General features: G+C 68.7%; 27 protein-coding genes. 6 read left to right on the forward strand and 21 right to left on the reverse strand.

Going from position 1 to position 26658, the window contains the following annotated elements; genetic code table 11:
- Positions 1 to 10: 10 nt before the first annotated feature.
- Genes ABD401_RS08255 through ABD401_RS08270 form a run of 4 tightly spaced genes read right to left on the reverse strand, consistent with a single transcriptional unit; the run spans position 11 to position 4090 of the window.
- A complete protein-coding gene (locus ABD401_RS08255; protein WP_344603484.1) occupies positions 11 to 805 on the reverse strand; it encodes an enoyl-CoA hydratase-related protein in 795 nt (264 codons plus the stop codon).
- Complete coding sequence (locus ABD401_RS08260; protein WP_344603486.1) at positions 802 to 2016, reverse strand: acyl-CoA dehydrogenase family protein; 1215 nt, start codon at positions 2014 to 2016, stop codon at positions 802 to 804. The genes ABD401_RS08255 and ABD401_RS08260 overlap by 4 nt, the downstream gene beginning before the upstream one ends.
- Positions 2013 to 2948, reverse strand: coding sequence for an acyl-CoA dehydrogenase family protein (locus ABD401_RS08265; RefSeq protein ID WP_344603488.1), 936 nt, complete (start codon positions 2946 to 2948; stop codon positions 2013 to 2015). The genes ABD401_RS08260 and ABD401_RS08265 overlap by 4 nt, the downstream gene beginning before the upstream one ends.
- Positions 2948 to 4090, reverse strand: a complete 1143-nt coding sequence (locus tag ABD401_RS08270; protein ID WP_425566085.1) for an acyl-CoA dehydrogenase family protein — start codon at positions 4088 to 4090, stop codon at positions 2948 to 2950. The genes ABD401_RS08265 and ABD401_RS08270 overlap by 1 nt, the downstream gene beginning before the upstream one ends.
- A 77-nt stretch (positions 4091 to 4167) precedes the next feature.
- On the opposite strand from ABD401_RS08270, the gene ABD401_RS08275 reads away from it, so the two are divergent.
- Positions 4168 to 4968 carry an SDR family NAD(P)-dependent oxidoreductase gene (locus ABD401_RS08275; RefSeq protein WP_344603492.1) on the forward strand — a complete coding sequence of 267 codons (801 nt, stop codon included), beginning with the start codon at positions 4168 to 4170 and terminating at the stop codon, positions 4966 to 4968.
- A gap of 46 nt (positions 4969 to 5014) precedes the next feature.
- Here the strand turns inward: ABD401_RS08275 and ABD401_RS08280 are convergent, their stop codons facing one another.
- From ABD401_RS08280 to ABD401_RS08295, 4 genes are read right to left on the reverse strand one after another with little or no spacing between them, the layout of a single operon-like run.
- Positions 5015 to 5989, reverse strand: a complete 975-nt coding sequence (locus ABD401_RS08280; protein WP_344603494.1) for an acyl-CoA dehydrogenase family protein — start codon at positions 5987 to 5989, stop codon at positions 5015 to 5017.
- A gap of 8 nt (positions 5990 to 5997) precedes the next feature.
- The gene (locus ABD401_RS08285) at positions 5998 to 7137 is read right to left on the reverse strand and encodes an acyl-CoA dehydrogenase family protein (protein WP_344603496.1); all 1140 of its coding nucleotides are present in this window, start codon (positions 7135 to 7137) and stop codon (positions 5998 to 6000) included.
- A 56-nt stretch (positions 7138 to 7193) separates the two neighbouring features.
- Positions 7194 to 7967, reverse strand: coding sequence for an SDR family NAD(P)-dependent oxidoreductase (locus tag ABD401_RS08290; RefSeq protein ID WP_344603498.1), 774 nt, complete (start codon positions 7965 to 7967; stop codon positions 7194 to 7196).
- On the reverse strand, positions 7967 to 9643 hold the full coding sequence (locus ABD401_RS08295) for an AMP-binding protein (protein ID WP_344603500.1): 1677 nt from the start codon (positions 9641 to 9643) through the stop codon (positions 7967 to 7969). The genes ABD401_RS08290 and ABD401_RS08295 overlap by 1 nt, the downstream gene beginning before the upstream one ends.
- Before the next feature lie 95 nt (positions 9644 to 9738).
- Here ABD401_RS08295 and ABD401_RS08300 point away from each other — a divergent pair, with 95 nt between their 5' ends.
- Both ABD401_RS08300 and ABD401_RS08305 read left to right on the forward strand, forming a co-directional pair.
- Complete coding sequence (locus ABD401_RS08300; protein WP_344603502.1) at positions 9739 to 10491, forward strand: FadR/GntR family transcriptional regulator; 753 nt, start codon at positions 9739 to 9741, stop codon at positions 10489 to 10491.
- Positions 10492 to 10554: 63 nt separating this feature from the next.
- Entirely contained in the window at positions 10555 to 11970 is a 1416-nt protein-coding gene (locus ABD401_RS08305) for an NAD-dependent succinate-semialdehyde dehydrogenase (RefSeq protein ID WP_344603549.1), read from the forward strand.
- 6 nt (positions 11971 to 11976) lie between these two features.
- Here ABD401_RS08305 and ABD401_RS08310 read toward each other — a convergent pair whose 3' ends face one another.
- Complete coding sequence (locus ABD401_RS08310; RefSeq protein ID WP_344603504.1) at positions 11977 to 12765, reverse strand: enoyl-CoA hydratase/isomerase family protein; 789 nt, start codon at positions 12763 to 12765, stop codon at positions 11977 to 11979.
- Between the two features lie 58 nt (positions 12766 to 12823).
- On the reverse strand, positions 12824 to 13624 hold the full coding sequence (locus ABD401_RS08315; RefSeq protein ID WP_344603506.1) for a FadR/GntR family transcriptional regulator: 801 nt from the start codon (positions 13622 to 13624) through the stop codon (positions 12824 to 12826).
- A gap of 124 nt (positions 13625 to 13748) precedes the next feature.
- On the opposite strand from ABD401_RS08315, the gene ABD401_RS08320 reads away from it, so the two are divergent.
- Both ABD401_RS08320 and ABD401_RS08325 read left to right on the forward strand, forming a co-directional pair.
- Positions 13749 to 14885: a thiolase C-terminal domain-containing protein gene (locus ABD401_RS08320; RefSeq protein ID WP_344603508.1), complete on the forward strand. Its 1137-nt coding sequence runs from the start codon at positions 13749 to 13751 to the stop codon at positions 14883 to 14885.
- Positions 14882 to 15316 carry a Zn-ribbon domain-containing OB-fold protein gene (locus tag ABD401_RS08325; RefSeq protein ID WP_344603510.1) on the forward strand — a complete coding sequence of 145 codons (435 nt, stop codon included), beginning with the start codon at positions 14882 to 14884 and terminating at the stop codon, positions 15314 to 15316. The genes ABD401_RS08320 and ABD401_RS08325 overlap by 4 nt, the downstream gene beginning before the upstream one ends.
- On the opposite strand, the gene ABD401_RS08330 is transcribed toward ABD401_RS08325, so the two are convergent.
- The 9 genes from ABD401_RS08330 to ABD401_RS08370 are packed head-to-tail and all read right to left on the reverse strand — an operon-like array spanning position 15300 to position 23353.
- Positions 15300 to 16208, reverse strand: coding sequence for a pentapeptide repeat-containing protein (locus ABD401_RS08330; RefSeq protein WP_344603512.1), 909 nt, complete (start codon positions 16206 to 16208; stop codon positions 15300 to 15302). The two genes, ABD401_RS08325 and ABD401_RS08330, sit on opposite strands and share 17 nt — an antisense overlap.
- Positions 16205 to 17095 carry a Rieske 2Fe-2S domain-containing protein gene (locus ABD401_RS08335; protein ID WP_344603514.1) on the reverse strand — a complete coding sequence of 297 codons (891 nt, stop codon included), beginning with the start codon at positions 17093 to 17095 and terminating at the stop codon, positions 16205 to 16207. The genes ABD401_RS08330 and ABD401_RS08335 overlap by 4 nt, the downstream gene beginning before the upstream one ends.
- Positions 17092 to 17931 (reverse strand): Rieske 2Fe-2S domain-containing protein, encoded by an 840-nt coding sequence (locus ABD401_RS08340; RefSeq protein ID WP_344603516.1) that lies wholly within the window; start codon positions 17929 to 17931, stop codon positions 17092 to 17094. Before ABD401_RS08340 ends, ABD401_RS08335 begins: the two co-directional genes overlap by 4 nt.
- A gap of 50 nt (positions 17932 to 17981) precedes the next feature.
- Positions 17982 to 19487, reverse strand: coding sequence for an aldehyde dehydrogenase family protein (locus tag ABD401_RS08345; protein WP_344603518.1), 1506 nt, complete (start codon positions 19485 to 19487; stop codon positions 17982 to 17984).
- The gene (locus ABD401_RS08350; protein WP_344603520.1) at positions 19484 to 19873 is read right to left on the reverse strand and encodes an SCP2 sterol-binding domain-containing protein; all 390 of its coding nucleotides are present in this window, start codon (positions 19871 to 19873) and stop codon (positions 19484 to 19486) included. The genes ABD401_RS08345 and ABD401_RS08350 overlap by 4 nt, the downstream gene beginning before the upstream one ends.
- A gap of 41 nt (positions 19874 to 19914) precedes the next feature.
- Positions 19915 to 21153, reverse strand: coding sequence for a cytochrome P450 (locus ABD401_RS08355; RefSeq protein ID WP_344603522.1), 1239 nt, complete (start codon positions 21151 to 21153; stop codon positions 19915 to 19917).
- Positions 21146 to 21340, reverse strand: a complete 195-nt coding sequence (locus ABD401_RS08360) for a ferredoxin (protein ID WP_344603523.1) — start codon at positions 21338 to 21340, stop codon at positions 21146 to 21148. Before ABD401_RS08360 ends, ABD401_RS08355 begins: the two co-directional genes overlap by 8 nt.
- A gap of 13 nt (positions 21341 to 21353) precedes the next feature.
- The gene (locus ABD401_RS08365) at positions 21354 to 22178 is read right to left on the reverse strand and encodes a mycofactocin-coupled SDR family oxidoreductase (protein WP_344603525.1); all 825 of its coding nucleotides are present in this window, start codon (positions 22176 to 22178) and stop codon (positions 21354 to 21356) included.
- Positions 22179 to 22189: 11 nt separating this feature from the next.
- Entirely contained in the window at positions 22190 to 23353 is a 1164-nt protein-coding gene (locus ABD401_RS08370; RefSeq protein ID WP_344603527.1) for an acyl-CoA dehydrogenase family protein, read from the reverse strand.
- A gap of 136 nt (positions 23354 to 23489) precedes the next feature.
- Between ABD401_RS08370 and ABD401_RS08375 the strand changes: the two genes are divergently transcribed.
- Positions 23490 to 24491 carry a Rieske 2Fe-2S domain-containing protein gene (locus tag ABD401_RS08375; RefSeq protein ID WP_344603529.1) on the forward strand — a complete coding sequence of 334 codons (1002 nt, stop codon included), beginning with the start codon at positions 23490 to 23492 and terminating at the stop codon, positions 24489 to 24491.
- A gap of 29 nt (positions 24492 to 24520) precedes the next feature.
- On the opposite strand, the gene ABD401_RS08380 is transcribed toward ABD401_RS08375, so the two are convergent.
- On the reverse strand, positions 24521 to 25291 hold the full coding sequence (locus tag ABD401_RS08380) for an SDR family NAD(P)-dependent oxidoreductase (protein ID WP_344603531.1): 771 nt from the start codon (positions 25289 to 25291) through the stop codon (positions 24521 to 24523).
- Positions 25292 to 25367: 76 nt separating this feature from the next.
- A partial coding sequence (locus ABD401_RS08385; RefSeq protein WP_344603533.1) for an ABC transporter substrate-binding protein occupies positions 25368 to 26658 on the reverse strand: 1291 nt, incomplete at its 5' end.

The raw sequence follows: 26658 nt of genomic DNA on the forward strand, positions 1-26658 counted from the left end.
CGGCCGGGCTTCATTCCCAGCTCCAGCGCGGCGCCCGGCCCTCTGCTCGGGCGAGCAGCGCCTCCTTCGAGTCGGCGAACCCACGCAGCCGGGTCGTGTAGTCCTGCTCGAGTCGATAGGCGTCCCCCAGCGGAAGGCCCTCGGTCCGCGCGATCACCTCCTTGGCCAGTCGCACCGCGATCGGGCTCGCGGCCGCGATCCGACCGGCGAGCTCGTACACCGTGCGGAGCAGATCCGCCGACCCGACGACTTCCTCGACCGTGCCGAGCCGCTGGAGCTCGTGGGCGCTGACGCTGCCTCCGCTGAGGAAGAGGGAGCGCGCGCGGTAGGGGCCGACGAGTCGTTGAAGGTGGGAGTACGCGCCGAGAAGGCCGACACCGATCTCCGGCGCCGAGAACGTAGCGGTCTCCACTGCGAACAGCACGTCACACATCGCCGCGTACGCCATACCCGCGCCGATGGCCGGCCCGTTGATCGCGCCGATCACCGGGACTGCGCAGTCCCGGATCGCGAGGAAGGCCTCCCGCACTGCGCGTCCGCGATCGAGTTCGGCCGAGGCCGGCAGGATCGGCGGGCTGCTCGAGGCGAGCTGCTGCTGCTCCTTCAGATCCGCTCCGGCGATGAAGGCACGGTCACCGGCGCCGGTGAACACGACCACGCGGACGTCGCGGTTGTCGGCGAAGGACCGGAAGGTGTCCCGGAGCAACTCGTTGGTGGCGCGGTCGACGGCGTTCACCGGCGGACGGGAGACCGTCACGGTCGCGATGTGGTCGCGGATCTCCACCGCCACCGGCGTCGCGGTCACGACCGGCCCCCCGACAGACCCAGGTAGCGCTTCGCGATCAGGTCGAGCTGGATCTCCGTCGTGCCGGCGAAGATGGTCTCGCCTCGGCTGTAGAGGAAGATCCGCTGCAACGCCTCCTCGACCGTGCCTTCGGGGTGCGCGCTCAGGGCCCGGCTGCCGAGGGCGTCCATGGCCAGATCCCCCAGCCGCTCGTGCCAACGACTCGAGTACGCCTTCGTGATCGCCGTGAGGGCGCCGGGGCCTTCGCCCGCCCTCGCCAGGTCCAGGGTCGTCAGACCGACGGCACGGAACGCGAGGAGTTCGGAGAACAGGGCGGCGAGCCGCGCGGGCCGGCCCGATTCGGCCCCGGCCGGCGCGCTGCGCACGACCTCTCGCACCAGTTCGAAATCCCGCTCGAAGCGCGGATAGCGGGACAGGAACCAGTCCCGCTCGTGGCCCAGTGTCGACATTGCCACGCGCCAGCCCTCGTCGACCGGACCGACCACGTTGTGCTCGTCGGTGACCGCGCCGTCGAAGAAGACCTCGGCGAACTCGGCCGTCCCGGTCAGCTGCCGGATCGGGCGAACGGTGATCCCCGGTTGCCGCATGGGGATGAGCAGGTAGGACAGACCCTGGTGTCGCTGCGAGCCGGGCTGCGTGCGGCAGAGGGCGAAGCACCAGTCGGCCTTCTCGGCCAGGCTCGTCCACGTCTTCTGACCGTCGATCTGCCAGCGCCCTCCCACCAGCCGTGCGCGGGTGGAGATGTTGGCCAGGTCCGAGCCGGCCTCCGGCTCGGAGTAGCCCTGGCACCAGAACTCCGTCCTCGCACGGATGCCCGGCAGGAATCGCTCGCACTGCGCTGCGGTCCCGAAACGCATCATGGTCGGCGCGAGGAGGTCTTCCGCGACGAACCCGACACGATCGGGTACGCCCGCTCGATAACACTCCTCCCGGAACGCGAACAGCTCGTTGATCGTCGCGCCCCGACCGCCGTACGCCGGAGGCCAGTCGATGCACGACCATCCGGCCTGGGCGACCGCTTGCTCCCAACGGACGCTGAGGTCCCAGGAATCGAGGTCGGTCGGCCCGCCGCGTCCGCGAAGCGCCTCGAACTCGCCGACGAAGGCGCCTTCGATCCACTCGCGGGCCGCTTGCCGGATGTCGGTGACCGACTCGTCCTCGTCCGACGCCAGCACCTCGCCGGCGAGGCCGGACCGCCCTCGCCGGCTCACGCCTCGACCCGGGCGGGGGCGAAGAGTCCGTCGAAGCCGTGGACCTCGATGGACTCGCCCAGCCAGTCGACCGTCTCGGCGAGCGCCGTCGGGACGCGCCGGTGCAAGAGGGTGCATCGCGAGATCCAGGACAGGGGCGTCTCGTCGCAGAACCCGCCGGCCCCGTGCAATTGATGGGCAGCACGGAAGACGGTCTCCGAGCTCTCGATCATCCTCAGGCGGAGGCTGAGGACGTCAGGGAGCGCGGCCTGGGGGTCCGACGCCAGGCGGAACAAGGAGAACCGGGCGAGTTCGTCGAGTCCCGCAACGGCCACCTCCATGTCGGCCAACTTGAACTGCACGGCCTGGAAGTCCGCCAACCGGCGGCCGAACTGCACCCGGTCACGGCAGTGCGTGACGGAGGCGTCCGTGGCCGCCCGCATGGCGCCGAGCACCGTCCAGGACTGGAACAGCAGGTGGTACGGAATCGTCGAGGGGTCCGCCGTCACCTGGTCGCCCAGGACCAGATGACAGGCGAAGGGGCTCGACAGCGACGACGAGTCCGCCACCGCGTCCCGGACCAGCCGAGCGGTCCCGTCGGGCAGCAGCGCCGTCCATCCCCCCATGAGGTCGCCGTGATCCATCACCGGCGACCTCGGATGGAGCACCGTCGCGCCGGCGCCGCCGGGCCCGCTCAGTGCCCCGGTTACCGGGTAGGGCAGGGCGGTGGCCCCGGCCGCCCGGCAGACCGCCGCCGCCACCGCCAACTGCTCCAGGTCTTCGCGTGGGTCGACGTCAAAGACGCCGAGGGCGGACAGCATCGGCGCCACCAGGTGCTCACGCAACGTCGGGTCCTGCGCGCACCGCTCGGTCAGATTGCCACCCAGGCTCGTGATGGCATCGACCACCACGCGCTCGAACTCGACGGCGCTGCGGGGAAGTTTGGTGTCCATCACTCGCCCAACAGTCCGCGGGAAAGCGTCCGCCGCTGCATCTCGATGGTGCCCGACGACACCGTTGCCGCCTGTGCGTAGCGCCAATGATCCTCGACCGATCGCTCGAACGAACCGACCGGCGCCAGTACCCCCGGACCGCACATCTCGCCGACCACTTCGCCGACCTCCTGATCGAGTTGGGTGACGGCGATGCGGTACGCCGCCGCGACCTCGGGTGACCGGTTGCCTCGTTCGATCTCGGACACGACCCGGTACGCCAACAACTGGGCCTCCCGCGTGTGCACGAGAGCGGCGACCCACCGCGACCGCAAGGACCCGGGAAGCGAGTCCCACTGCTCGCCGGTACGCCGGCGCGCCTCCCAGAGCAGGCGGTCGCACTTCGCGTACCGCGCGATGCCGAACCGCTCGTAGGCGAGGACGTCGAGCACGATCCGCCAGCCCTCATCGAGGGTGCCGAGCAAGTTCTCCGGCCCCACGACGACCTCGTCGAAGAACAGCTCGTTGAGATGACGGGGACCGACCAGAGACTTGAGGGGCCGCACCGAGACGCCGGGCGCGGACATCGGAACCAGGAACACCGAGATCCCGGAACGCTTGTTCCCGGGGTCCCGGGAGGTGCGCGCAAGCAGGAAGCACCACTCCGCGATGTCCGCGTAGGAGGTCCAGACCTTCTGGCCCTCGATGACCCACCCGCCGTCGCGAGCGCGGGCGTGCGTCCGCAGCGCGAACAGGTCTGAGCCTGCATCAGGTTCTGAGAAGCCCTGACACCAGATGACATCACCCTGCGCGATGCGAGGCAGGTGCTCCTTCTTCTGCTCCTTCGTGCCGTGAAGCATCAGCGCCGGGCCGACCCAGTTCACACCCATATACTGGGCGCCCCGCGGCTCGAAGTGCGCCCACATCTCCTCCCGGACGACGGTTTGCGCCCAGACCGAGGCGTCCTGACCGCCGTACTCCGCCGGCCAGGCCATGCAGAGCAACTGCTGACTAGCCATCACTTTACAGAACTGCTGGGCCACCTGGTGGTCGGAAGCGCGCCCGGTGAAGGCGCCCGTGAAGTCCTCGGGAACGCAGTCCGAGATGACGCCGCGGATCCGCTCTCGCAACTGTCGTGCGTCCGAAGGGAACGTGAAGTCCAAAGAATCTCCTACCACCCGCGCTAAATATGATGATATTTTAGCGGAGCTGAAAACGGTCCACAACCACGAGGAAGCCGATGTTCGAGTTGGACGGCAAGGTCGCGGTCGTCACGGGCGGTGGCAAGGGAATCGGGCGCGGCATCGCCCGAGCGCTCGCCGACGCAGGGGCGACCGTTGTCATCGTCGGTCGCGACACCGTCGCTCTCCGCCGCACCGTCGAGGAGATCCACGACCGCGGCGGGGAAGCCCGTTACCTGCAGGCTGATCTCCGGGATCTGTCGGCACCGGATCGGATCATCGAATCCGTGCTGACCTGGCACGGACGGCTGGACTGTTGGGTCAACAACGCCGGCAGTGCCATGCCCTCCGACGTCGGGCCACTGCTCAGCATCACCGAGGACCGGTGGGACCGCGTCGTCGACCTGAACCTGAAGAGCGCCTTCTTCGCGTCCCAGGCGGCGTGCCGCGCCATGCCCAAGGGCGGATCGATCATCAACATCAGTTCCCGCAGCGGTTCGCAACCCAATCCGAACACCGGCCAGTACGGGGCGTCCAAAGCGGCTCTGGAGAACCTCACGATGACCATGGCCGTCGAGTGGGGGCATCTCGGCATCCGCGTGAACGCAGTCGCCCCCGGCCTGGTCCTCACCGAACTCGACGAGACGCCCGACGGCGTCATGTACTCGGCCGAGCGCCGTCAGCGACAGATCGAACTGATCCCGGCCGGCCGCCTCGGAGTTGTCGACGACATCGGCCCGCTGTGCGTGTACCTGGCCTCCGACGAGTCGGCGTGGGTGTCCGGAGCAATCATCCCGGTCAACGGTGGCAGCCGAGTCTCGGTCGGTTACCTGTCGTACCTGAAGAAGGTCCGGCACTGACGCCGGTGCTCGGCGTCGGCGGGAACGCCGACGCCGAGCACTCCGGTCAGAACGACGAGACGCGGGGCAGCGCCGGCACCGACGACGCGAGCCGGCCCAGCTGCGGCTGCAGCTGATGGTGCGACCCCAGCACGACGTCGAGGGTCCCCGTGTAGCGGACGAAGTGGTGGAACGGAAACTCCCACGTCATCCCCGTGGCACCGAGGACCTGCTGGCAGGCGGCTGTCACCTCGGCCGCGCAGCGACCGGCGGCCAGCTTCGCCAAATCCGCTGACCACAGATCGGCCGTCCGCCACGCTGTGGCCGTGAGCGCTGCTGCGCCTTCGATCTCCACGTACGCGTTGGCCAGGCCGTGCTGGACGCACTGGTTCGCCCCGATCGCACGGCCGAACTGGTGCCGTGTGGTCACGTGCTGGACGGCGATGTCCAGCATCTCTCGAGCCGCCCCGACCATCATCTGCGCGACGGCAGTCCGGGCGTAGGCGAGGGCGTCGACCCATCGCGATCCGTCGGGGCCGGCGGCTGCGATGCCGGCCGCGTCGAGCTCTCCACGGACCGTCGTGAGGCCGACCTCGTCGGACCAGGCATCCCGCGGCCGGCAGTCCAGCCGTCCGGACTCCACCGGCAGGAGAGCTCCCGCGGACGAGCACCCGAAGAGGGCAGGCAGGAACAGGAGGTGGTCTCCGACCGTCCCGAACGCGACACCCGCGACCGTGAGGACGTCACCCTCGCGGGAAGCCGCGAACGAGTCGCCCGACGGCGACCACGCGTCGGGCCAGATCACCTTCGACGTCGCCGGCAGGTCCAGCACACGTCGAACCGCGTCGTCGACGGCCTCGAGACCCGTCCGGGCCCGCCCGAGCTCGTCGAACAACAGCTCAGCCGCCTCCGTCGGATCCTCGGCAACGACGTCGTCCCACCCGAGATCCTCCAGAGCCGCACCGATGTCTGATCGCGCCTCGGCAGTCCGTGTGAGTTCACGCAGCCGCTCTCGCAGGAAGAGGGTCGTCTCGGTGTCCATCCGCAGTCCTACCGTGGGAGCCCGAGCAACTGCTGGGCAACGATTGATCGTTGAACCTCGGCGACGCCGCCGAGGATGGTGGCCGCCCGCGCGAAGTACCACGCGGACCGCCAGTAGGCCGCCCACTCACCGGATCCCGTCTCCACGGCGGGATGGAGCAGCCGTCGTGCACCGTCGGTCACGCACTGTTCCGCGCGGGACAGCAGCAGCTTGTCGATCGATGCCTCAGGGCCGAGCCGCGCGCCGGCCGCCAGGCGGCTCAACGTGCTCGCGGTGCGGGCACGAAGGGTACTGACCGCCGCGTACATCTCACCCAGCACCGCCGCCTCCAGATCACCGGGGGGACCGGGCATCTGATGGCGGACCAACTCGACCCGGTGGTGAAGAACGGCTTGGCGCATCCAGGCGTACATGCCGCGTTCGAACTGCAGCAGGTACATCGCCACCTCCCAGCCCTTGCCGACCTCGCCGATCAGCCGGTCCGCGGGCACCTCCACGTCGTCGAGGAAGACCTCGCACAGGTGGTTCGCACCGGCGGCACTACGGATGGGATTCACGGTGATGCCTGGGGTGTTCATGTCGACCAGCAACATGGTCAGGCCGCGATGCCGACTTTCGGGCGTCCCGGTCCTGACCAGCAGGACGCACTTCGTCGACATCTGGGCGTTGCTGGTCCAGAGCTTCTGGCCGTTGACGACCCATCCCCCGGGACGCTCGGTCGCCCGGCAGCGCAGCGATGCGAGATCACTCCCGGCCTCCGGTTCCGAGAAGCCCTGACACCACATCTCGGCACCGGTGATCAGACCCGGAAGGTAGCTCACGGCCAGGTCCGGCGCATAGCGGAGGAGCGTCGGTCCGAGGATCTCCACGGGGTAGCAGCGCTCGGGCAGCACATAGCCGGCCGCCGCCAACTCGTCGTACACGACGCCGCGCAGCACCAGGTTGCCGCCGAGCCCACCGATCGACTCCGGCCAGCCGATCAGTGACCAGCCGGCCTCCGCCAGCAGGAGCAGGAGACCGACGTGGAGTTCGTCCGCCTCCTCGTACGACGCCGGTTCCGGCTCGCGGTAGGGAATCAGCCGATCCGCGTTCGCCGCGAGCCACTCCCGGAACCACTCCCGCAGCTCGTCGGTACCGACTTCGTTCAACTTCTCCGGCTCCTGCGCCGGGGTGGGGCGCGTTCTCGGCGGCACTTCACTCATGGTCATGACGCGGCGACGAGCCCGCCGTCGACGGCGATCAGCGTGCCGTTGACGAAGGATGCTGCGGGTGAGAGGAGGAAGCACGCCACGTTCGCCGGCTCCTGCGCCAGGGCGGGACGGTTCATCGGATTGCGCCGAATCTGCTCCTGGTAGCCAGGGAGGTTGATCCACGACTCCGTGCGCGGCGTCAGGGTGTAGGAAGGAGCGATGGTGTTGGCCCTCGGCCGACCCCCTTCGCGGACCGCCAGATGGCGCGAGTACGAGGCGATCGCGCCCTTGGCCACCGGATAGAAGGACTGGACCAACGAGCTCCCGCCCCACCAGGTGCCCACGATCGACGAGGTGAACACCACGCTCTCCGCGTCCTCCGGGCACACCGTGAGCCAGGACTCGGTCACGTTGATCATGGCCCCGATCGCCCGCGAGACGCTGTCGATGATCGGCGCGTCGGTCACGCTGGCCGGCCCCGCGTTGTTGAACAGGTAGCGACAAGGTCCCGCTTCGGCCGCCTGCCGCCAAGCTCCTTCCACCGCCGCGGTGTCCGCCACGTCCACGATCGCCAGGTGGGCACGACCGCCCGCCGCCGTGATCTCCTCGACGACGGACTCGCATCCGTCCTTGTCCACGTCCCAGGCCGCGACGTGCACACCCGCCCGGGCCGCCGTGACCGCCGCCGCTCGGCCGATGCCACTGGCGGCACCCGTGACGACCAGCACCGCGTCCCGGTCGAAGCCGAGACCGGACATGTCCGGTGCCCAGTTCTCAGGTCGAGTCATCAGGACCCACCCCCGACCTTCGCCGGCGTGAACGTACGGCGCTCGATGACGAACCCCGCCGCCTCGCGGTCCCAGAGACCGTCGACGCCTTGGCGAAGAGCGAAGCGCTCGCGCAGCTTGTACTTCTCCACCCGTCCGACGGGGTTCCGAGGGAGCTCGTCGAGGATCCAGAGGTAACGCGGGATTGCGAAGTAGGGAATCTCCGCGACGCAGTGGTCCATGAGCGCGACCGGGTCGATCGACACCCCCGGCACCGGCACGACGCAGGCGATGACGTCGTCCTCCGTCAGCTCGCTGGGTGCCGCGACGACCGCGACCTCGGCGACGCCCTCGAACTGCATCACCGCGTGCTCCACCTCGAAGCTCGAGATGTTCTCCCCACGGCGGCGGAGGTAGTCCTTCTTCCGGTCGACGAACTCGAAGAAGCCCTCCTCGTTGAACCGGCCCAGGTCGCCCGTGTGCATCCACAGGTTGCGCCACGTCGCCGCGGTCGCCTCCGGGTTCTTGAAGTAGCCCTCGAACATGACGTGCGGTTGGTTGGGTCGTACACAGACCTCACCGACCTGCCCCGGCGGCACCTCGTTGTCGTTCTCGTCGAACAACCTGACGGTGAGGAGTGGGTTCGGTCGGCCGGAGTAGCCGGGGGGCGCGGGGTCGTGGGCCGAAGCCACCGTGAGCGGGTAGACCTCGGACTGTGCGTACATCTGAAGTACCGTCAGTCCGAATCGCTGCTCGAACTGGCGGTGGAGCGCCGGAGGCATCGGAGCGATGAGTGCCACCTTGAGCGGGTTGTCCGCGTCGCCGGGATCCTCCGGCCGGTTCCACAGCATCGTGCTCATGGCGCCGAGCAGGATCGTCTGATCCGCACCCGTTTCCCGTACTCGGCTCCAGAAGTTGTTGGGCGAGAATCGAGCGTCCAGGACAGCGGTGGCACCGGCGAGGATCGGCCCCAGGACGACGACACTGATCGCCGCGAGGTGGAACAAGGGAAGAGCGCCGTAGACGACCGAATCCTGCGTACAACCACGGAGGTCGAACACCTGACGAGCCGACCGGACCATGTAGTTGTGGCTCATCGCCACGCCCTTGGACGGACCGGTGGTGCCCGCCGTGAAGATGACCGCGGCGATCGCGTCGCCCGGCGGGTCGGCCACGCCGGGCACCGCAGTCAGATCTCCGTCGAAGCGGGCGGGGGTCATCAGTTCGGCGGAGTCGTGCACCTGCAGATCCGCGCGGCCGAGGTCGACCCGATCCGTACCCCGATTCACGACGACCACGTGCTTCAGGTCCGGCAGGCGCGTCGCCACGGCCGCCACTTCCGGGATGCACGAGCTGTCCACAACCGCGACACCGACCGCGGCCGTCGTCCACTGGTGGATGAGGAAGGTGCCCTTGTACTCGACGTTCACCGGCACGTACACGGCGCCGAGCATCGAGGCGCCGATCCACGTGTAGATCATCTCCGGCGTGTTCGGGGAGAGCACCCCGACGGAGTCACCGAAGCCGACGCCGAGCTCCTGGAGACCACGGGCCGCGGCCACCGATCGCTCGAGCAGCGCCTGGTAGCTGATCGATTCGCCGTTCAGCACAAGGGCCGTCTTCGCCGGCGTGCGCACCACCTGCTCGCGCAGCACGGTCGGGATGCTCAACAAAGCCGTGTTCGACCAGTCCGTCATGTACCCGCTCTCCTCTGTGATATTAATATGAACATATTTTATGGCGGGGTACGGACGCAAGAGCGCTAATCTGATCGTCAGGAGGAGGTCGCACTGTGACCGCACCAGACGAGAGCTCCGAGGGCGCGCCCCGACCGAGAGTCGCGGTGAGCACCGCGAAGGCGTTGCTCGACTACATCGACACCAATCACCTGCAGCCCGGCGACAGCCTGCCCATCGAGCGGGACATGATCGAGTGGCTGGGCGTCGCTCGGACCACCCTGCGCGAGGCGCTGCGCCTCCTCGAGGCTCAGGGCGTGCTCGAGATCCGACGCGGCCGCGGTGGCGGCCCCGTGGTCGGGAACGTGGGGCCCGAGGACTACGCGAGCTCGACAACGATGCTCCTGCAGTTCATGAAGGTCCGGTTCGGCGTCGTGATGGACGCGCGGATCGCGATCGAGCCCGAGATCGCCGCTGCCGCCGCGGAGCATCGCAAGCCGGAGCAGGTCCGCGCTCTCGCCGCAGCCGTGAAGGACATGAAGGCTGCGACCACGAAGCTCAGCAACTTCCAGGATCCCTACGACCGCTTCCACGTGTTACTGGGCGAGTGCAGCCAGAACCCCCTGCTGTTCATGACCGGCCTGACGTTCCGGCGCATCTGGAGCAATCTGCATCCCGAGAACGCCGCGAACGACTCGGCGACAGCAGCCGCCGTGGTGCGCGCGCACCAGCGCCTGCTCACGGCCGTCGAGAAGCAGGACGCCGAAGCGGCGCGACGCACCAGCCGCCGCCACCTGACCCAGTACCGCTCCTGGGTGAACGAGAACCTTCCGGAGTGGTTCGATCGCCGCGTGGAGTGGACCTTCTGAAGTTCGGGCATCACTGATGTCCAGTCAGATCCACCCGTCTCGAAGGAGCACCGCGGAGTGCACATCCCTACCGATCTCTTCATCGGTGGTACCTGGGTGGAGTCGCCCGATCGCGTCCCGGTCCTGGATCCGGCGACCGGGGCTCCCATCGCGAGCGTGTCCCTGGCCGGCGATGCTGACATCACGCTCGCGGTGGAGGCTGCCGCCGACGCGGCCGCACCCTGGGCCGCGACCCCACCCCGGGACCGGGCCGAGCTTCTCCGGCGCGCGTTCGAGCTGATGACCCAGCGCGGTCGCGCCCTGGCCGAACTGATCACGAGGGAGAACGGCAAGGTATTGGCCGATGCGCAGGCCGAGGTGACCTACGCTGCCGAGTTCTTCCGGTGGTTCTCCGAGGAAGCGACCCGCATCCGCGGCGACTACCGCCTGGCACCGTCCGGCGACAAGCACATCGTGGTGACCCACGACCCCATCGGTGTTTCCCTGCTCGTCACACCGTGGAACTTCCCCGCCGCCATGGTCACGCGAAAGATCGCGCCGGCACTCGCCGCCGGGTGCACGGTGGTTCTGAAGCCGGCACTGGAGACACCTCTGACAGCGCTGGCCATCGCGGCCGTCCTGGAGGAGGCCGGCGTCCCCGCGGGCGTCGTCAACGTGGTTCTCGCCTCGCCCGCCGGGCCGCCGGTCCGCGCCATGCTCCGCGATGCGCGGGTGCGCCACCTCTCCTTCACCGGCTCCACCGGGGTGGGCTCGCACCTCCTCCGCGAGGCGGCGTCACAGGTGCTGCGCTGCTCGATGGAACTCGGCGGCAACGCGCCATTCCTCGTCCTGGAAGGTGCGGACGTGCGGGCGGCGGTCGACGGCGCACTGATCGCGAAGCTGCGTAACGGCGGTGCGGCCTGCACCGCGGCCAACCGGTTCTACGTCCACGAGTCGCTCGCCGCGGAGTTCACCGCGAACCTCAGCGCGGCGATGGCGAAGCTGCGTTGCGGCCCGGGGCTGGCCGGGGACTCGCAGCTGGGCGCGCTCGCGTCGCCGGGCGAGCGCGACAAGGTCGCAGCCCTCGTCGAGCAGGCGATCGCCGAAGGCGCTCGCCCACGGGCGGGTGCCCGGACGCCGGAGGGTCCGGGAGCGTTCTATCCGGCGACCGTGCTCGACGAGGTGCCCCGTGACGCCTCGATTCTCGGCGTCGAGATCTTCGGTCCGGTGGCACCGATCGTCACCGTGTCCGACGAGGACGAGGCGGTCGCTCTCGCGAACGGCACGGAGTTCGGGCTTGCCGGCTACGTCTACGCCTCCGACATCGGCGCCGGGTTACGCGTGGCCGAGCGGCTCTCGTCCGGCATGGTCGCCGTCAACCGCGGAACCCTGTCGGACCCGGCGGCTCCGTTCGGCGGCGTGAAGCAGAGCGGACTCGGCCGCGAGGGAGGACTCGACGGCGTCCACGAGTTCCTGGAGACGAAGTACATCGCGGTCTGACGGAAGTCAGCCGGCCGAACCGCTCTTCGTCAGGAACCGGCGGACGATCCGTTCGTGATCGTCGGTGTCGAAGGAGGCGAACTCCTCCGCGAGGGCGTACTCAAGGACCCCGGTCATGGCCCGCGAGAGATGCATGTTCAGGGCCTTCTTCGTCGTCCGCACCGCATGCGCCGGCTGCGCCGCCAGCCGTCCCGCGAGGGCGAGGGCCTCCGGCAACAGGTCCGCGCCGGGAACCGTACGGTTCGCGAGTCCGATCGCGACGGCCTCCGCGGCCGGGATGCGATCACCTGTCAGGAGATACTCCTTCGCGCGGAGCAGGCTCATGAGCAACGGCCACGCCGGGGCCCCTCCGTCCGCGGCCGTGAGGCCGGCCGAGACGTGGGGGTCGGCCATGTAGGTGCCCTCGGCGATCAGGACGATGTCCGAGAGCGCCGCCAGGCTGCAGCCCAGACCGACCGCCGGGCCGTTCACCGCGGCGACGATCGGCAGCGGGAAATCGACCATCGCCAGCACCAGGCGGCGCGCGTTCTCGATCTCCTTGCGCCGCATGTGCACATCGGTCCGGCAGGCGGCCAGGTGATGCATGTCGCCGCCGGCGCTGAAGGCGTGCCCGGCTCCGGTCAGCACGACGGCACGGGCCTCGGGATCGGCGCCGAGCGGCGACCAGACCTCGATGAGTGCGTCGTGCAGACGCTCGTTGCTGGCGTTGAAGGCGTCGGGCCGATTGAGCACGACCAGGCGAATGCCGTTGCCCCGATCCTCCACGAGGAGTTCGGGCTCGAACTGTGCGTACAAGTACTACCGACCGATCTGACGGGCAGGACAGTCCGGACGCGCCCCGAGGATCACGGGCTCACGTCAGGATGTCGAGCAACTTTTCCTCTCCAGCCGCACCGAACGCGTGGGCGGCCCCGTCCGCGAGGTGCTTGTCCCACAAGGCTTCCGCCGTTCCGGCGTCGCCGACGTCGATGAGCTCGATGAGTCGCCGGTGCGCCTCCGCGGCCGTGCGCGCAGCGAGCTCGGCGTCCGGGCCGCTCTCCCCCTGCGCCCGGGAGACGCCGGCCTGGTCGATGATCTCCTGGACCAGCTGTCCGAGCAGAACCAGCGTGCTGTTGCCGGTCAGGCTCAGCAGGAGCTGGTGGAAGTCGTTGTGCCGGCGCGCGCGTTCCTCCGCGGTGAGCCCGGCTTCCTCCGCCGCCTCCAGCGCCCCGCGCAACTGGGCGATGTCGTCCGCCCGGCCCCGTCGAGCGAGCATGCGGACGCACGGCACCTCCAGAAGACTTCGTACCTCGCAGACGTCGGCCAGCGTGGTCCCCTGGTACTGCAGCAGCAGGCCGGCGTACCGAGCCGCGACCTCGCGCCGGGGAGCGCAGACCCGAGCCCCACCGCGCGCGCCCCGCTGGATGACGATCAGGGACTCGGACTCCAACACCCGAAGCGCTTCCCGCAGGGTCGGACGGGACACCCCGTACTGCGACATCAGGGCCGCTTCCCCCGGCAGCGCCTCGCCCTCCGCCAACTCGTTGCGGATGATGCGCCGGCGCAGGTCGAGCGCGACCAGCTCCGCCATCTTGGGCAGGCGCACACGCCGTTCGTCCTGGCTCGGCTCCGCCGCCGCCGTCGGCGTCGTCACGTCCTCTTCGACTGTGCCCACTTGCACCGCTTCCTCGGTCGCCTGGCGGCCCGGCCGCCGGGGTTCACCGGCGCCGGACGGTTGCGCGTCCTGGCCGACGATACCGTATAATTATCTAAATAGAAAACGTCCTAGAAGGAGTTCGATGTCGGTCGCTGTGGTGGGTATCGGACGAACCTCCTTCACCCGCGCGTCGGGCCGCACGACCCAGGCGATGGCCGTCGAGGCCTGCCGCGCCGCGATCTCCGACGCGGGGCTCACCGTGGCCGACGTCGACGGCTGGGCGAGCTTCCAGTACAACGACTCGACGATGTCGGGCGAGGTGGCCTGGGCCGCCGGCCGCGACGAGGTCGAGTGGGCGCCGACCCTGTTCGGCGGCGGTGACATGGCCGCGCAGGTCGTCCAGGACGCCGTCGCCGCGATCGAGTCGGGCCGCTGCCGAGCGGTGGTGGCCTTCCGTTCGCTGAACGGCCGGTCCGGCTACCGGTTCGGGACCGTGGCCAAGCAGCTCGAGGTCACCGGCAAGCATCAGTTCGACGCTCCGTCAGCATTCCTGGTGCCTCCACAGTTCGTCGCCTCCTGGGCGCGCCGCTACCAACACACCTACGGCAGCACCGAACTCGACCTGGCCGCGGTGGCCGTCACCCAACGAACGCATGCCCAGGCTAATCCGCACGCCGCGATGCGCGAGCCACTGACCGTCGACGACTACCTCGCGAGTCGGTGGGTGTGCGACCCCTTCCGGGTCAACGACTGCGCCTTCGAGGTCGACGGCGCGGTGGCCGTCGTCCTCGCCGGTGCCGAGCTCGCCCGCGGCTGCCGGCACACGCCGATCTGGTACCGAGGTGGTTCCGGTTCCTGGAGCGGTTCGGGGTGGACGACGTGGGACGACATGACGTCGATGTACTCCCGCTCGGCCGGCCCTCGCCTGTGGCAGCGGACGGGATTCACGCCGGCCGACGTCGACGTCGCCTGCATGTACGACTGCTTCACCTACACGGTGCTGGCAACGCTTGAGGACTACGAATTCTGCGAACGCGGGCAAGCTGGCGCCTTCCTGAGCGAAGGACGCGGCACTCACGGCGGGGACGTCGTGGTCAATCCGCACGGCGGCTTGCTCTCCGAGGGGTACATCCACGGCATGAACCACCACTACGAAGCAGTCCTGCAGCTCCGCCGCGAAGCCGGCGAACGTCAGGTCCAGGACGCGTCGGTCGCCCTGGTCAGCGCGGGCGCGGGGCCGTTCGGCGGGGCCCTGATCTACAGCCGGGAGGCGGCGTGACCAGCACCTTGGACCAGTCGACCGACCGGGGGCCGCTCTGGCCGTTGCCGATCCCGGACCCGGACACCCGGGGGTTCTGGGCCGCCACCGCGCAGGGCGTGCTCGCCGTGTGTCGGTGCCTGGACTGCCGTCAATGGATTCACGCGCCGCTGGAGCGCTGCCGGACCTGCATGGGTCCGGTGGAGTTCGCCCCGGTGAGCGGTCGGGGCACCCTCCACACCTGGATCGCGGTGAACCGGCAGGCCGTGCCGGGACCCGACGTGCCCTACCTGGTCGGCGTGGCCGAACTGGAGGAGGCGCCGTCGATCCGCATCACCGGGGTGCTGCGGACGGCGACCGACCTACGCCCGCAGGTCGGCATGCCCGTGACGATCGGCCTGGAACCGACCGCGGCCGGCGACTTCGTCGCTCCGGTCATCCTGCCGGCTTGACGTCGTCCGCCAGCATCGCCAGCAGAGGCAGCGCCCGGCGAGCGTTGCCGCACCCTGCCATCTCCTGATCCAGGGTCGACCCCACGTCGGCGCGTTCGCCCAGCAGCGCGGCGGCATCGACCCGACGGGGCAGGCGTTGCCGGCTCCACTCGTCCATCGCACTGGGCGCCAGGACGACGACGCGCTCCAACCCCCGCGCCTCGCCCAGATCCGACCGCAACACCACGACCCCACCGAACCGGGCGTCGTCGAAGCGGGACCGCGCGAACGTGCACCCCCGAAAGACGACGCCCACCAGAAGGGCACCCCCGAGGTCCGCTGCGCCCAGGTCAGCGCCGTTGAAAGTGGCCTCGAGCAGATCAGCCCCCGTCAGATCGGCACCGACGAACCGGGCTCCCCACGCACTGACGTTGGACAGCCGAGCGTTCGCAGCCGTGACGTGTGCGGCGTCGGCACCGTCCAGTACGGCACCGACCAGGGAGGCGCCGGTCAGATCCGCGCGCCGCAGGTCGGCGCCCGAAAGGTTGACCGTCCTCAGTTCCTGACGATCATTCAGAACCGATGCCCACCCCACGGAGGCCACGCGCAGCACCGCGTCGGTCAGGCTGGCCGACGCCAGGTCGGCCCCCTGCAGATTGCACCCACTCAGGTCGGCGTTGCTGAGGTCGGAGAAGGAGAGTTCCGCTCCTCGCAGGTCGGCGTCGCGGAACACCGCTCCGGACGCTGCGATGCCCTCCCCGTGCGCACAGGCGTTCCGGAGATCCGCCTTGGTCAGGTCAGCACCGGCCAGCAAGGCGCCACTGAGATCAGCGTCCCGCAGGTTCGCGCCCACCAGGTCGGCGCCGCGCAGATCCGCGCGCCGCAGATCAACCCCCCGCAGATCCGCGCTCATGCCGTCGTGGAGACCCGATCGCCGGACTCCCCGATCGGCGAGGACTCCAGGTCCGCACGCCAGGCCCGGAATGACCGCAGCGGCTCCTCCCCCGACCCGCCAGGCAGGGGTTGGTAGGCCATGTCCGCGACCAGGCCGAGGATTCGATCCATCGCGCGGTCCGACGCACGCGCATCACCGGTGATCGCCGTCAGGATCCGCACCGTGTCGTCGACCACCGGGAGGATGGCGACCGTGAGTGACCAACCCGGCCCGACGACGACACCGGTGGCCACGTCGAGGACAGCCGTCCGGACCGCCGCACCGTCGTCGCGTCGGTACTCGACCTCGAAGCGGGTGTCCGAGCTGGTCGGAACCCCGGCGAGATCGATCTCGCCGCCGGCGAGGAATCTCAACAGCGCCGGATCGACCAGCGCTTCGAGGATCAGCCGCGGGTCGGCGACGAGCTCGCGCGTGACCCAGGCCCGAGTCGCGTCGTTCGGAAGGTCCGGCGCCGGCCGCTGCGGTTGCGGCTGGTCGGCCGAACCGGAGTACCACAGGAAGACCAGCCCACCCTGCTCCGCGACGGTCCAGGGACGGATCCGCCGGCCGCGGTGCGTACGGCTGTCGTAGGGGATGTCGGTGTTCTCGCCGGCCGGCGACCACGCCCACCCGTGGTAGAAGCACCGCACGTCCTCACCACAGACGCGCCCGTTGTAGCCGAGGTGCGCTCCGAGGTGCTGACAGAAGGCGTCCAACGCATGCAGCTCACCGGACTCACCACGCCACAGGACCAGTTCCTTGCCCTGGACGCGGAGGGGAATCACTCCACCGACGGGCAACTCGGACAGCACGGAGACCGGCAACCACCCGCGCAGTACCGCGCCTCCACTCGCCACCGTGGTCATGCGCGCCCGATCCAGGTACGAACGACAGCGAGACCCGATCGCCGGGCCGGAACGACCCGCTCCTGGTCCCGGCGAACGGCCGCGACCACCTCCGCGAGCCGCCCCGCCATCCCGGCCCAGTCGGCACCACCACCCCAGGCACAGGTCCGGAGCTCCAGCGACTCGTCGGCTCCGGTCGGAGTCGTCCCGATCAAGGCCCCGCCGCTGTTGTGGCCGGTCGCCGAGACCGACATCAGCAGCGTGCCGAACGCGCGGACGTCAACGGTGCACTCCGGTCGTCGATCAACCGCGAACTGAAGGTGCAGAACGTCGTCGGTCGCCACCGGCACGCGAGGTTCTCCGGTCACCCCGACCCCGAGGACGTAACTCAAGGTGCAGGGGTCCGCGAGGGACTCGAGCACCGCCAGCGGATGGCTGGCCACGGCCCGCGTGGTCGGCCGGGAGATCCATGCTTCGGGCGACGGGAGGCGCGGAACGTCCGGAGGCACCCGTTCCCCGCCGCACACGAGCACAAGTCCGTGCACCTCCGTGACAGCGTGGTGGCGGAGAACCAGCCCTGGTTCGGATCGGTGGACGACACCGCTCGGCTCCGTGGCCGAGCCGTCGAACGACCACAACCAGCCGTCGACCGAGGACCGGATGCCGGTCGGCTCCACCGAGCCGTCCGTCAGGGGGTACCCCCGTCGGGGGCACCGGCGGTCGGCCGCGCGGACATGCCCGTCGGCGTCGCGATACAGCAGCAGATCCATCCCCTCCACCCGCGTCGGGACGAGGGCTCCCGCGACGACGTCGTCCGACCAGGCCGCCGCGATCCAGTTGCTTGCCGAGCGCCTCACCGGGACCTCCGCCTGGGGAGTCACCGGGTCGACGGGAGCCGGCGCACCCATCACGGCCATTCGGAACCGACCAATCCGTACGGCCGGCAGTCGAGGTCGTTCTCGTCCAGGCTCGTGTAGACGTGCTTCATCTGGGTGTACTCGAGCATCCCTTCCGGACCCCACTCGCGGCCGAATCCGCTCTGCTTGTAACCCCCGTAGGGCGCCGGCGCCAGAACTCCGTACGTGTTGATCCACACCGTCCCGGCCTGGATCCGGCGCGCCACGGCGCGGGCCGCGAGCGTCGAACCCCAGACGACCGCTCCGAGTCCGTACCTCGTGTTGTTGGCCAGGGCGACACCCTCCTCGACGGTGTCGTAGGGCAGCACGACAAGCACCGGACCGAAGACCTCCTCCTGGGCGATCTCCATGTCGGGCGTCACGTCGGTGAGCACCGTCGGTTCGAAGAACCACCCGTCCGCTCCGTCGACGACGGCGCGCCGGCCCCCGGTGAGGACCTTCGCGCCCTCGCTCACCGCTCGCTCCACCATCGCCTCCACGCGGAGGCACTGCTGCTCGGAGATCAGCGGGCCGACGTCGGTCGCGAAGTCCTCGGCGGGGCCGAGCTTCAGCGCCTCCGTGCGCTTGCGGACCAGGTCTACTGCTACGTCGTAGAGACCGGAGGGCACCAGGAGCCGGGTGGTCGCGACGCAGGCCTGCCCGGCGTGCATGAACGCGGCGAACAACGTGCCACGGACGGCCAGTTCCAGGTCGCCGTCCGGCAGCACCAGACTCGGGGACTTGCCCCCGAGCTCCAACGTCAGCCGCTTGACGGTGGGCGCCGCCGCCGCCATGACACGCGATCCGACCTCCGTGCTGCCCGTGAAGCTGATGTGGTCGACACCCGGATGCGCGACCAGCGCCTTGCCCGCCTCCTGGTCCCCGTGCACCAGGTTGACGACCCCGGCCGGCACGCCCGCTGCCTCGCAGGCACGGACGAACTCGACGCTGGCGAGCGGCGTCAGCGGCGAAGACTTGATGACCACCGTGTTCCCCATCAGGATCGGCGGAACGACCTTCCAGATGGTCATCAGCAGGGGGAAGTTGAAGGGGACGAAGCCGGCGCAGACGCCGACCGGCTCGCGCAGCACGTCACTCTGACCGACGGCCGGAGCAGTCACGATCGGTCCGGACTTGACCTCCTCCAGCAGGCCCGCCCACTCCGCCATGTCACGGACCATCCCGATGGGGGTACCGGTCTGCATGAGGCCGGACAACCGCGCCGGGCAGCCGGCCTCGCGCGGGATCAGCTCGTCGAGCACCGGCAGGCGGGCCTCCAACTCGGCCGCGAGTCGCAGCACGACGTCGCCTCGGGCGGCCGCACTCAGACGGGGCCAGGGGCCTTCGTCGAACGCTCGGCGAGCCGCTGCCACGGCCGCCGCGACGGTCTCGACATCGCTGTCGGGAACCTCGGCGATCGGCGTCAGGTGGGACGGATCGACAACGGGAATCCAGTCTCCGCTGCCACCGTCCACCCATTCGCCGTCGATGTAGTTCAAGGCGCGGGTCGAGCTCATGTCAGCTCGATCGTCGTCATCGTGTCGATGATGTACTTGAACGCGCTCATGTTCTTGAGCAGCGTCGACATCTTCCCCTTGACGCTCAACTGACCACGCGTCAAGGCGATGGTCGGGTCGATCGTCTTGGTCAGCACCCCCCGCCAGACCTCGCCGTCCCCACTGATGACGAAGTCGGCCTGGATGTCGCCACGCGACTCGAGTTCGCGAACTTCGCTGACACGACCCTTCTCGTAGCGGACGAAGAACGCCTTGTCCACGGGGGATCCGTAGTCGTAGACCATGGTGTAGGTGATGTCGACGCCTTGCATCCCGGTCCACTCGGGATCGGCGTTCAGCGCCCGCGCCATTTCCTCGTACACCTCGACGGTGCCGAACTGCGCCATGAGTACCTCCTTCGTTCAGTGTTCAGTTGCCGACGTGAACCTCAGACCGTTTCCAGGAGAAGTTCCGTGTGACCACGGACCGCCGACAGATGACGGACGGGCGTGGTGCCGGGCTGAATTCGGTAATTGGGCATCAGCCGATGCCACTCGCGCAGAGCGATCCGGAGTTCTAGGCGCGCGACGTGGGAGCCCAGGCAGCGATGTGCTCCAGCCCCGAAAGCGATGTGACGGTTGGGATTCCGGGAGAAGTCGATTGAGCCCGCGTTCGGGAACTGGTCCTCGTCGCGACACGCGGAACTCATCATCAGCAGGACTCGGTCGCCCTCGCTCATGTCGACCCCGCGGATTGTCACGTCACGCGTCAACCGGCGACCCGGAAGCACCGGGGCAAACCAGCGGAGTAGCTCCTCGACGGCGGAATCGATCCGTTCCGGGTGCTCGACGATCTCCCGCCGGTAGTCCTCGTGGGTGGCCAGGAACTCCATACTCATGCTCAGGACGCCTTGAACCGTGTCGAGGCCGGCGATGAGCACGATGAAGATGCAGTCGAGAATCTCGAACGTGCTCAGAGGCCGTTCGTCACCGAACGAGGCGCTGCGAAGCCAGTCGATGAAATCGCGGCCCTCAGAGGTGTTGGGCGGACCCAGCTCCTCCCTGCGGTCCAGCTCCTCGGCGAAGTACGAGACGAGTTCGAGAGCCGTCGCCTCCTTGATGCGCGCCGACTCCTCCGGATCGTCGGAAGGCTGACGCATCAGCTTCTCGGTCCACTCAAGGAACCGGGGCGCGTCCTCGAGCGGCCATCCCATCATGTCCAGGAACACCCGCGTGGGGAGCACCTGCGCGAAATCCTTGACGTAGTCGCAGGAGCCCTTCGCAGCAATCTCGGCGACGAGCGCTTCGGCATGTTCCTGAATCTTGGCCTCCAGGGGACGCACCCGCCTGACCGTGAAAAGCGGGGCGAGAATCTCCCGGTACTTCGCGTGGTCCGGAGGGTCGATCTCGACCGGAATCACCGGGCGAGCGCTGCCGATTCCGTTGGCCGGGATCGGGTTCGGGTACGACGAGAACAGCTCCGGCTCCTGATAGGCACGGAAGACGTCGTCGTACTTCGACAGCATCCAGAAGCCGCCGTAACGTTCACTCTTCGCGACCGGGCAGCGCTCGCGCATCCGGTCGAAGAGGGCGTCCGCACCGCCCTGGACGTCCTCGTTCCAGTAGTGGAACTGAGAGATCTCGGGATCGTCGGACCCGACGTTCATTTCGGCGACACTTTCAGTCATCCGACACCTCCACGGTGATCGCGCGTTCAGGACAGTTCTGCTCCGCCTCTCGGGCCGCGGCGAGATCGTTCCCGGAACCCGGCCGGACGACGGCCATACCCGCGTCGTCGTGCTCGAAAATCTCGGGTGCATGGGACAAGCACAGGCCGTGTCCACTGCACCGCCGAGCGTCAATGACGACCTTCATCGCTCGTGGCCCCTCAACGGGACGTCAGCCCGGCGTCGACGGGCATCTGGATCCCGGTGACGTACCGGCCGTGGTCCGATACCAGGTACAGCACCGCTCGGCTGACGTCGATCGATTCGATGACCGGCACCGGGAGCGCGTTGACCGCTTGTTCCCCGAGCTCGGGATTCGCCGCGATGAACTCCGGGAAGAACTCGTTCACGACCATCGGGGTGGCCACTCCTGTCGGATGGATCGAGTTCACGCGGATGCCGTGCTTGCCCAGCGCATTCGCGTAGGCCTTCACCAGACCCACGACCCCGAACTTCGAGGCGAAGTAGCCGTCGGTACCCCCGCCCATGTCCGTCCCCGAGGCGCGGAGGCCGGCGGAGGAACTGGTGACGACAATCGATCCCCCGCGGCCGCCGGCAATGAGGTGAGGGACTGTCACCTGAAGGGTGTTCCAGACACCGGTCAGCATGATGTCGATGGAGTCGCGCCAAGCCTCGCGCGAGTTCTCGATCGGGGGCACACCGTGCGCCATGACACCGGCGTTGGCCAGGACGATGTCCAGCCGCCCCAGTTCGGCCACCCCAGCGCGCACCGCGGCGTCGAGCTGGTCGTAATCCCGGACATCGCCCTCCACGGCGATGATCCGGCGGTCCAGCTTCTCCACCAGGGCGACCGTCTCCGCGAGGTCGTCCGGAGTCGCCATCGGATAACTAACCGTGTCCAGTTGCCGACACACATCGACGCCGATGATGTCCACGCCCTGCTCGGCCAACGCCACCGCATGGGAACGGCCCTGCCCACGGGCCACACCCGTGATGAATGCGACCTTGCCTTCCAACCCGTACACCGCAGCCCTCTCTACGCCGTGGCGACCGGGTCGGCGAACCCGAGCGACCGGCCCACGATCTCTTTCATGACCTCATTGGTCCCGCCATAGATCCGCGAGACCCGCGAATCCCGCCAGATGCGCGCGATCTCGTACTCGTTCACGTAGCCGTAGCCGCCGTGCATCTGCAGACAGCGGTCGACGATCTCCCACTGGGTTTCCGTCGCCCACCACTTCGCGCCGGCCGCCTCCTCGGCGGTCAGGTCGCCGGCGTTGACAGCGAGGATGCAACGGTCGAGATAGGCACGCAGGACGTCGAGCTTGATCCGGATCTCCGCCAGGGCATGCCGGTTGGCCTGGAACGTACCGACCGGCCGCCCGAACGCCTCGCGATCGCCGGCGTACTGCGTCGTGAGCGCGAACGCCCGCTCCGCCGCCCCCGCGGCCTGCAGCGCGATACCGAGACGTTCGCGGGGCAGGTTGGCCATCAGGTGGTAGAAGCCCCGATCCTCGGTCCCGATCAGGTTCTCCACCGGCACGCGGACGTCGACGAAGGAGAGCTCGGCCGTGTCCTGGGAGTGCTGGCCGATCTTGTCCAGCTGTCGGCCACGAGTGAAGCCCTCGGTACCGCTTTCCACGACGATCAGGCTGAGGCCTCGGTGGCCGTCCATCTCGGACGTGCGGCAGACCACCAGCACGAGGTCCGCCAGCAGACCGTTGCTGATGAACGTCTTCGACCCGTTGATGACGTAGTGGTCGCCGTCGCGACGGGCTGAGGTCCGTACCGCGCGGACGTCCGAGCCGGCACCCGGTTCGGAGATGGCGATCGCGCCGATCAGCTCGCCGGCGACGAATCCCGGCAGCCATCGTGCTTTCTGCTCCGGGGTCGTCAGGTCGAGCAGGTACGGCAGGAGGATCTCGTTCTGCAGGCCCAGCCCGATGCCCACCGTGCCCGTGGCCCAGAACTCCTCGATCAGGACCGCGTTGAAGCGGAAGTCGACCAGGCCGAGCCCGCCGTACTCCTCTGGAGCCTCCCAGGCGAGCAGCCCCTGCTTCCCCGCGGCCCGCCAGGCCTCGCGGCTGACCTGCCCCGCACGCTCCCACTCGTCGACGTACGGCACACAGTCCCGCTCGAAGAACTCCCGGCAGGTGGCGCGGAAGTCATCGTGCGAAGGATCGAAAATTCCGCGCTGCATGATGTGGACCCTCGAACTAGTAGTAAGAGTTAACTGATTAGACCGTAGATGGCGCGGGCAGCTTGTGTCCAGCGGCCTTGCTCGCTCGCTCCCCACGCACATATAGTAAAATAAATCGACTCTTAAGGACGCCCCGATGCGCCATCGAGCTATCGCCGGCTGGAACCGTCGGACCTTCCCGACGGGCTGGTTCCAAGTCGCCTGGTCACCCGAGCTGGAACCGGGACAACTCGCAGCACGCCGGTACTGGGGTCGAGACCTCGTCGTCTGGCGGTCAGAGTCGGGCGCGGTGCACCTCATGGAGGCCCACGAGGGGCGTCGGGGCCTCGACCTGACCCGCTGGGGCCAGGTCGAAGGGGAGTCGATCCGGTGCATCCTCGACGGCTGGCAGTGGCAGCCGGACGGGACCGCGCGCGACGACACCGGCGCCGCCGTCGACGTGGGAGCGCTACGTTCGTTCCCCGCCGTCGAGATCTCCGGCCTGGTCCTCGCCTGGTACGACGAGAACGGCGATCCGCCATCCTGGTCGGTGGAGGGCGGCGAAGAGGCGACCTCCCCCGACTACTACCCCGCCTGGCCCCACGGGGCCGTTTTGGACCTGATGTCGTGTCAGCCCCAGGTGATGGCGGAAAACATTGCCGACGTCGTGCACGTCCGCTACGCACACCGCTGGCTCGACATCCCGACGATCACCGAGTGGGACGACTCGTCGCCACGACTCGAGGTCGGGTACGAGGGAAACTTCCCCTCCCCGCGCGGGCCGGTTCACGCGGTGTTCCACAACACCGCGTGGGGCTTCGGCGTCATGCGTACGAGCATGACGAGCATCCGGAAGTTCGTGCACTACATCTGCCCCACTCCGATCGACCACACGATGATGGACGTCCGGTTGAGCGCCTGGGTCGAACGCGCGCCCGACGACACCGGCGACCGTCCGGACTCGATCGCTGCGGCCCTGATCCGAGCGCAGCGAGACGAGGTTCTCGGACCAAATGTGGATCGCAGCATCTGGGAGAACCAGGCCTACATGGAACAGCCGGCCTTTCGGAGCCAGGAGCGGCAGTACGTCCAGTTTCGGCGCTGGTGCGCTCAGTTCTATCCGCACGAGCCGCGGCCCCAGCGGGCGGCCTCCCGCTAAGGGGGAGGCGCCCGGCTGGGGCCGGCGCGCTACTTGAGGCCGAACCGCTGGGCGCCGTCGATGCGGATGGTCTCACCGTTCACGTAATCATTGGCTGCGAGAAAAGCGACCAGATCGGCGTACTCAGAGGTACGTCCCATCCGCTTCGGGAACGGAACCGAGTTCCCCCAGCGTTCCTGCGCTTCGGCCTCGGACATCTGGAAGGCCGGGGTGAAGAACGTACCCGGCGCGATGGTGACGACGCGGATGCCGACCGCGGCGAGGTCGCGCGCTGCCACCAGCGTCAGGCCGTGAACACCCGCCTTGGCGGCGCTGTAGTCGCTCTGCCCGACCTGCCCCTCGAATGCCGCAATGCTCGCGGTGTTCACCACCAGACCACGGACGCCGGAGTCATCGGGCTCGAGCACTGCCATTGCGGCTGCGCCCAGGCGAAGCATCTGAAACGTTCCGGACAGGTAGATGGAGATGGTCCGGTCGAACAATTCCTGCGGCATGGGCGTGCCGTCCTTGGCGAGCACCCTCATCCCCGCGACGGGGCCGCCATGGGTGTTCACCACCAGACGAAGCTCCCCCAGTTCCGCCGCCGCCTCGACCGCCTCCGCCGCCGACGCTTCGTCCGTGACATCGGTGCGCACGTACACCGCCGCGCCACCGAGGTCGGCCGCGAGCTTGGCCCCCTTCTCGTCGGAGAGGTCAGCAATGACGACCCGGGCGCCTTCGCCCACCAGCCGGCGCACGGTCGCTTCGCCAAGTCCTCCGACGCCACCGGTCACGAGGGCTGCTTTGCCTGCGATGTTCATCCGAAACTCTTCTCCTGAACGGGTCGACCGCCACGACTTGCCTCGGCGCGGCGGCACGTGGGTAGGTCAGAACTTTTCAGGTCAAGCCCTTGAAGCACTCGACCTTGCTGCCCACCGGGGCGACATATCCCTTCGTCGTGACGCCGAGCAGGTACGCGCAGTCGTTGTTGGACGGCGGCGCGCCCTTGTTGAAGGTGATCGGGGGAGCGATTCCGTCGAGCTTCTCGTTTTTGATCTGCCAGAGGCCGGACAGCACCATGTCGACGGTGACCGGCCCACTGCGTGCCTGGTCGCTCACCTTCTCGAGGGCCTTCTCGAGCAACTTGCCGGAGGCCCAGCCCGACATCGTGTTCTGGTCGAGCGGGGAATCCGGCGCCAGCCGCAGGTAGGCCTCCCGGAATTCCTTGCCGCCAACCGAGTCCGTGGAAAGGAAGGGAGCGTTCCCGTTGCCGAGGTACATGCCGAGTTCGCGCAGGTTCGGGTCGTTGGCGGCGGCATCGCTCACGGCCAACGCGGACGTTGCAGTCGTACCGGTGAATCCGAGCGCCTTGCAGGATCGTGCGGCCCGGGCGGCCCCTGACCCGTCCAGGGACAGGAAGATGACATCGACCTTTGCCGCCTTCATCGCCTGGCACTCGGCCGTGTAGTCCGGCGACGTCAGCGACGAGACGCGCTTGGCGACCGCTTGCAGGCCGGCGGCACGGGAGAAGGCCTCGAATTGCTCATTGACGATCCCGCACCCCGCCGACTCGACGCAGTAGATCAGACCCGCCTTTGTTCCCCCACGCTCGACCGCGGCCGCCTTCATCGCAGCCGCCCACGTGGCCACGGCATTGCCGCCCTGCGGGAAGAGATAGGGACTAGCGTGCCACGTGGTGTCGGCGAGATCGCCGCCGACGAAGGGGATTTTCCGCTTCTCAGCGAACTGCCGACCTACCGCCACCGTGGTCGGGATCGCAGCTCCCACGATCGCGACGGCCTTCTTGTTGTCGACCAGCTCGGTCAAGTTCGACGTCACGCGCGCGGGGTCAGCCCCGTCGTCCATCTGGTAGAGCTTCACCGGGTGGCACTGAATGCCGCCACGCGCATTCACCGCGCGAAGCCACAACGCCACTCCGGTCCGAATATTGCCGACGGAGGCGCCGATCAACCCGGAGAAGGCGGCGGTCTGGCCGATGACGATCGGTGCGAGCGACTTGCTGCACGGGGCGTTCGGTCCGGCGGGAACCGCTGCGCTGCTGCCCTGCGTTCCCGAACTCGTCTTGACCCCTGGCTTGGTCGCGGTCCCGGTCGTGCCGCTGGTGGCGGCTCCGGTCGTGCCGGTGGTCGCGGCGCCGGTGGTGGCGGCGCCGGTGGTGCCCGGGGCC

The sequence above is a fragment of the Sporichthya brevicatena genome, assembly GCF_039525035.1.
In the GTDB taxonomy this organism is placed as follows: domain Bacteria; phylum Actinomycetota; class Actinomycetes; order Sporichthyales; family Sporichthyaceae; genus Sporichthya; species Sporichthya brevicatena.

Bases quoted from the DNA above. Each gene is read 5' to 3' on its own strand.
- ABD401_RS08360 (WP_344603523.1), bottom strand. From the start codon at position 21,340: ATGAAGGTCGTCATTGACGCTCGGCGGTGCAGTGGACACGGCCTGTGC.
- ABD401_RS08335 (WP_344603514.1), bottom strand. From the start codon at position 17,095: ATGACCACGGTGGCGAGTGGAGGCGCGGTACTGCGCGGGTGGTTGCCG.
- ABD401_RS08345 (WP_344603518.1), bottom strand. From the start codon at position 19,487: ATGAGCTCGACCCGCGCCTTGAACTACATCGACGGCGAATGGGTGGAC.
- ABD401_RS08320 (WP_344603508.1), top strand. From the start codon at position 13,749: ATGTCGGTCGCTGTGGTGGGTATCGGACGAACCTCCTTCACCCGCGCG.
- ABD401_RS08375 (WP_344603529.1), top strand. From the start codon at position 23,490: ATGCGCCATCGAGCTATCGCCGGCTGGAACCGTCGGACCTTCCCGACG.
- ABD401_RS08350 (WP_344603520.1), bottom strand. From the start codon at position 19,873: ATGGCGCAGTTCGGCACCGTCGAGGTGTACGAGGAAATGGCGCGGGCG.
- ABD401_RS08370 (WP_344603527.1), bottom strand. From the start codon at position 23,353: ATGCAGCGCGGAATTTTCGATCCTTCGCACGATGACTTCCGCGCCACC.
- ABD401_RS08380 (WP_344603531.1), bottom strand. From the start codon at position 25,291: ATGAACATCGCAGGCAAAGCAGCCCTCGTGACCGGTGGCGTCGGAGGA.
- ABD401_RS08275 (WP_344603492.1), top strand. From the start codon at position 4,168: ATGTTCGAGTTGGACGGCAAGGTCGCGGTCGTCACGGGCGGTGGCAAG.
- ABD401_RS08265 (WP_344603488.1), bottom strand. From the start codon at position 2,948: ATGGACACCAAACTTCCCCGCAGCGCCGTCGAGTTCGAGCGCGTGGTG.
- ABD401_RS08295 (WP_344603500.1), bottom strand. From the start codon at position 9,643: ATGACGGACTGGTCGAACACGGCTTTGTTGAGCATCCCGACCGTGCTG.
- ABD401_RS08280 (WP_344603494.1), bottom strand. From the start codon at position 5,989: ATGGACACCGAGACGACCCTCTTCCTGCGAGAGCGGCTGCGTGAACTC.
- ABD401_RS08355 (WP_344603522.1), bottom strand. From the start codon at position 21,153: ATGACTGAAAGTGTCGCCGAAATGAACGTCGGGTCCGACGATCCCGAG.
- ABD401_RS08330 (WP_344603512.1), bottom strand. From the start codon at position 16,208: ATGAGCGCGGATCTGCGGGGGGTTGATCTGCGGCGCGCGGATCTGCGC.
- ABD401_RS08290 (WP_344603498.1), bottom strand. From the start codon at position 7,967: ATGACTCGACCTGAGAACTGGGCACCGGACATGTCCGGTCTCGGCTTC.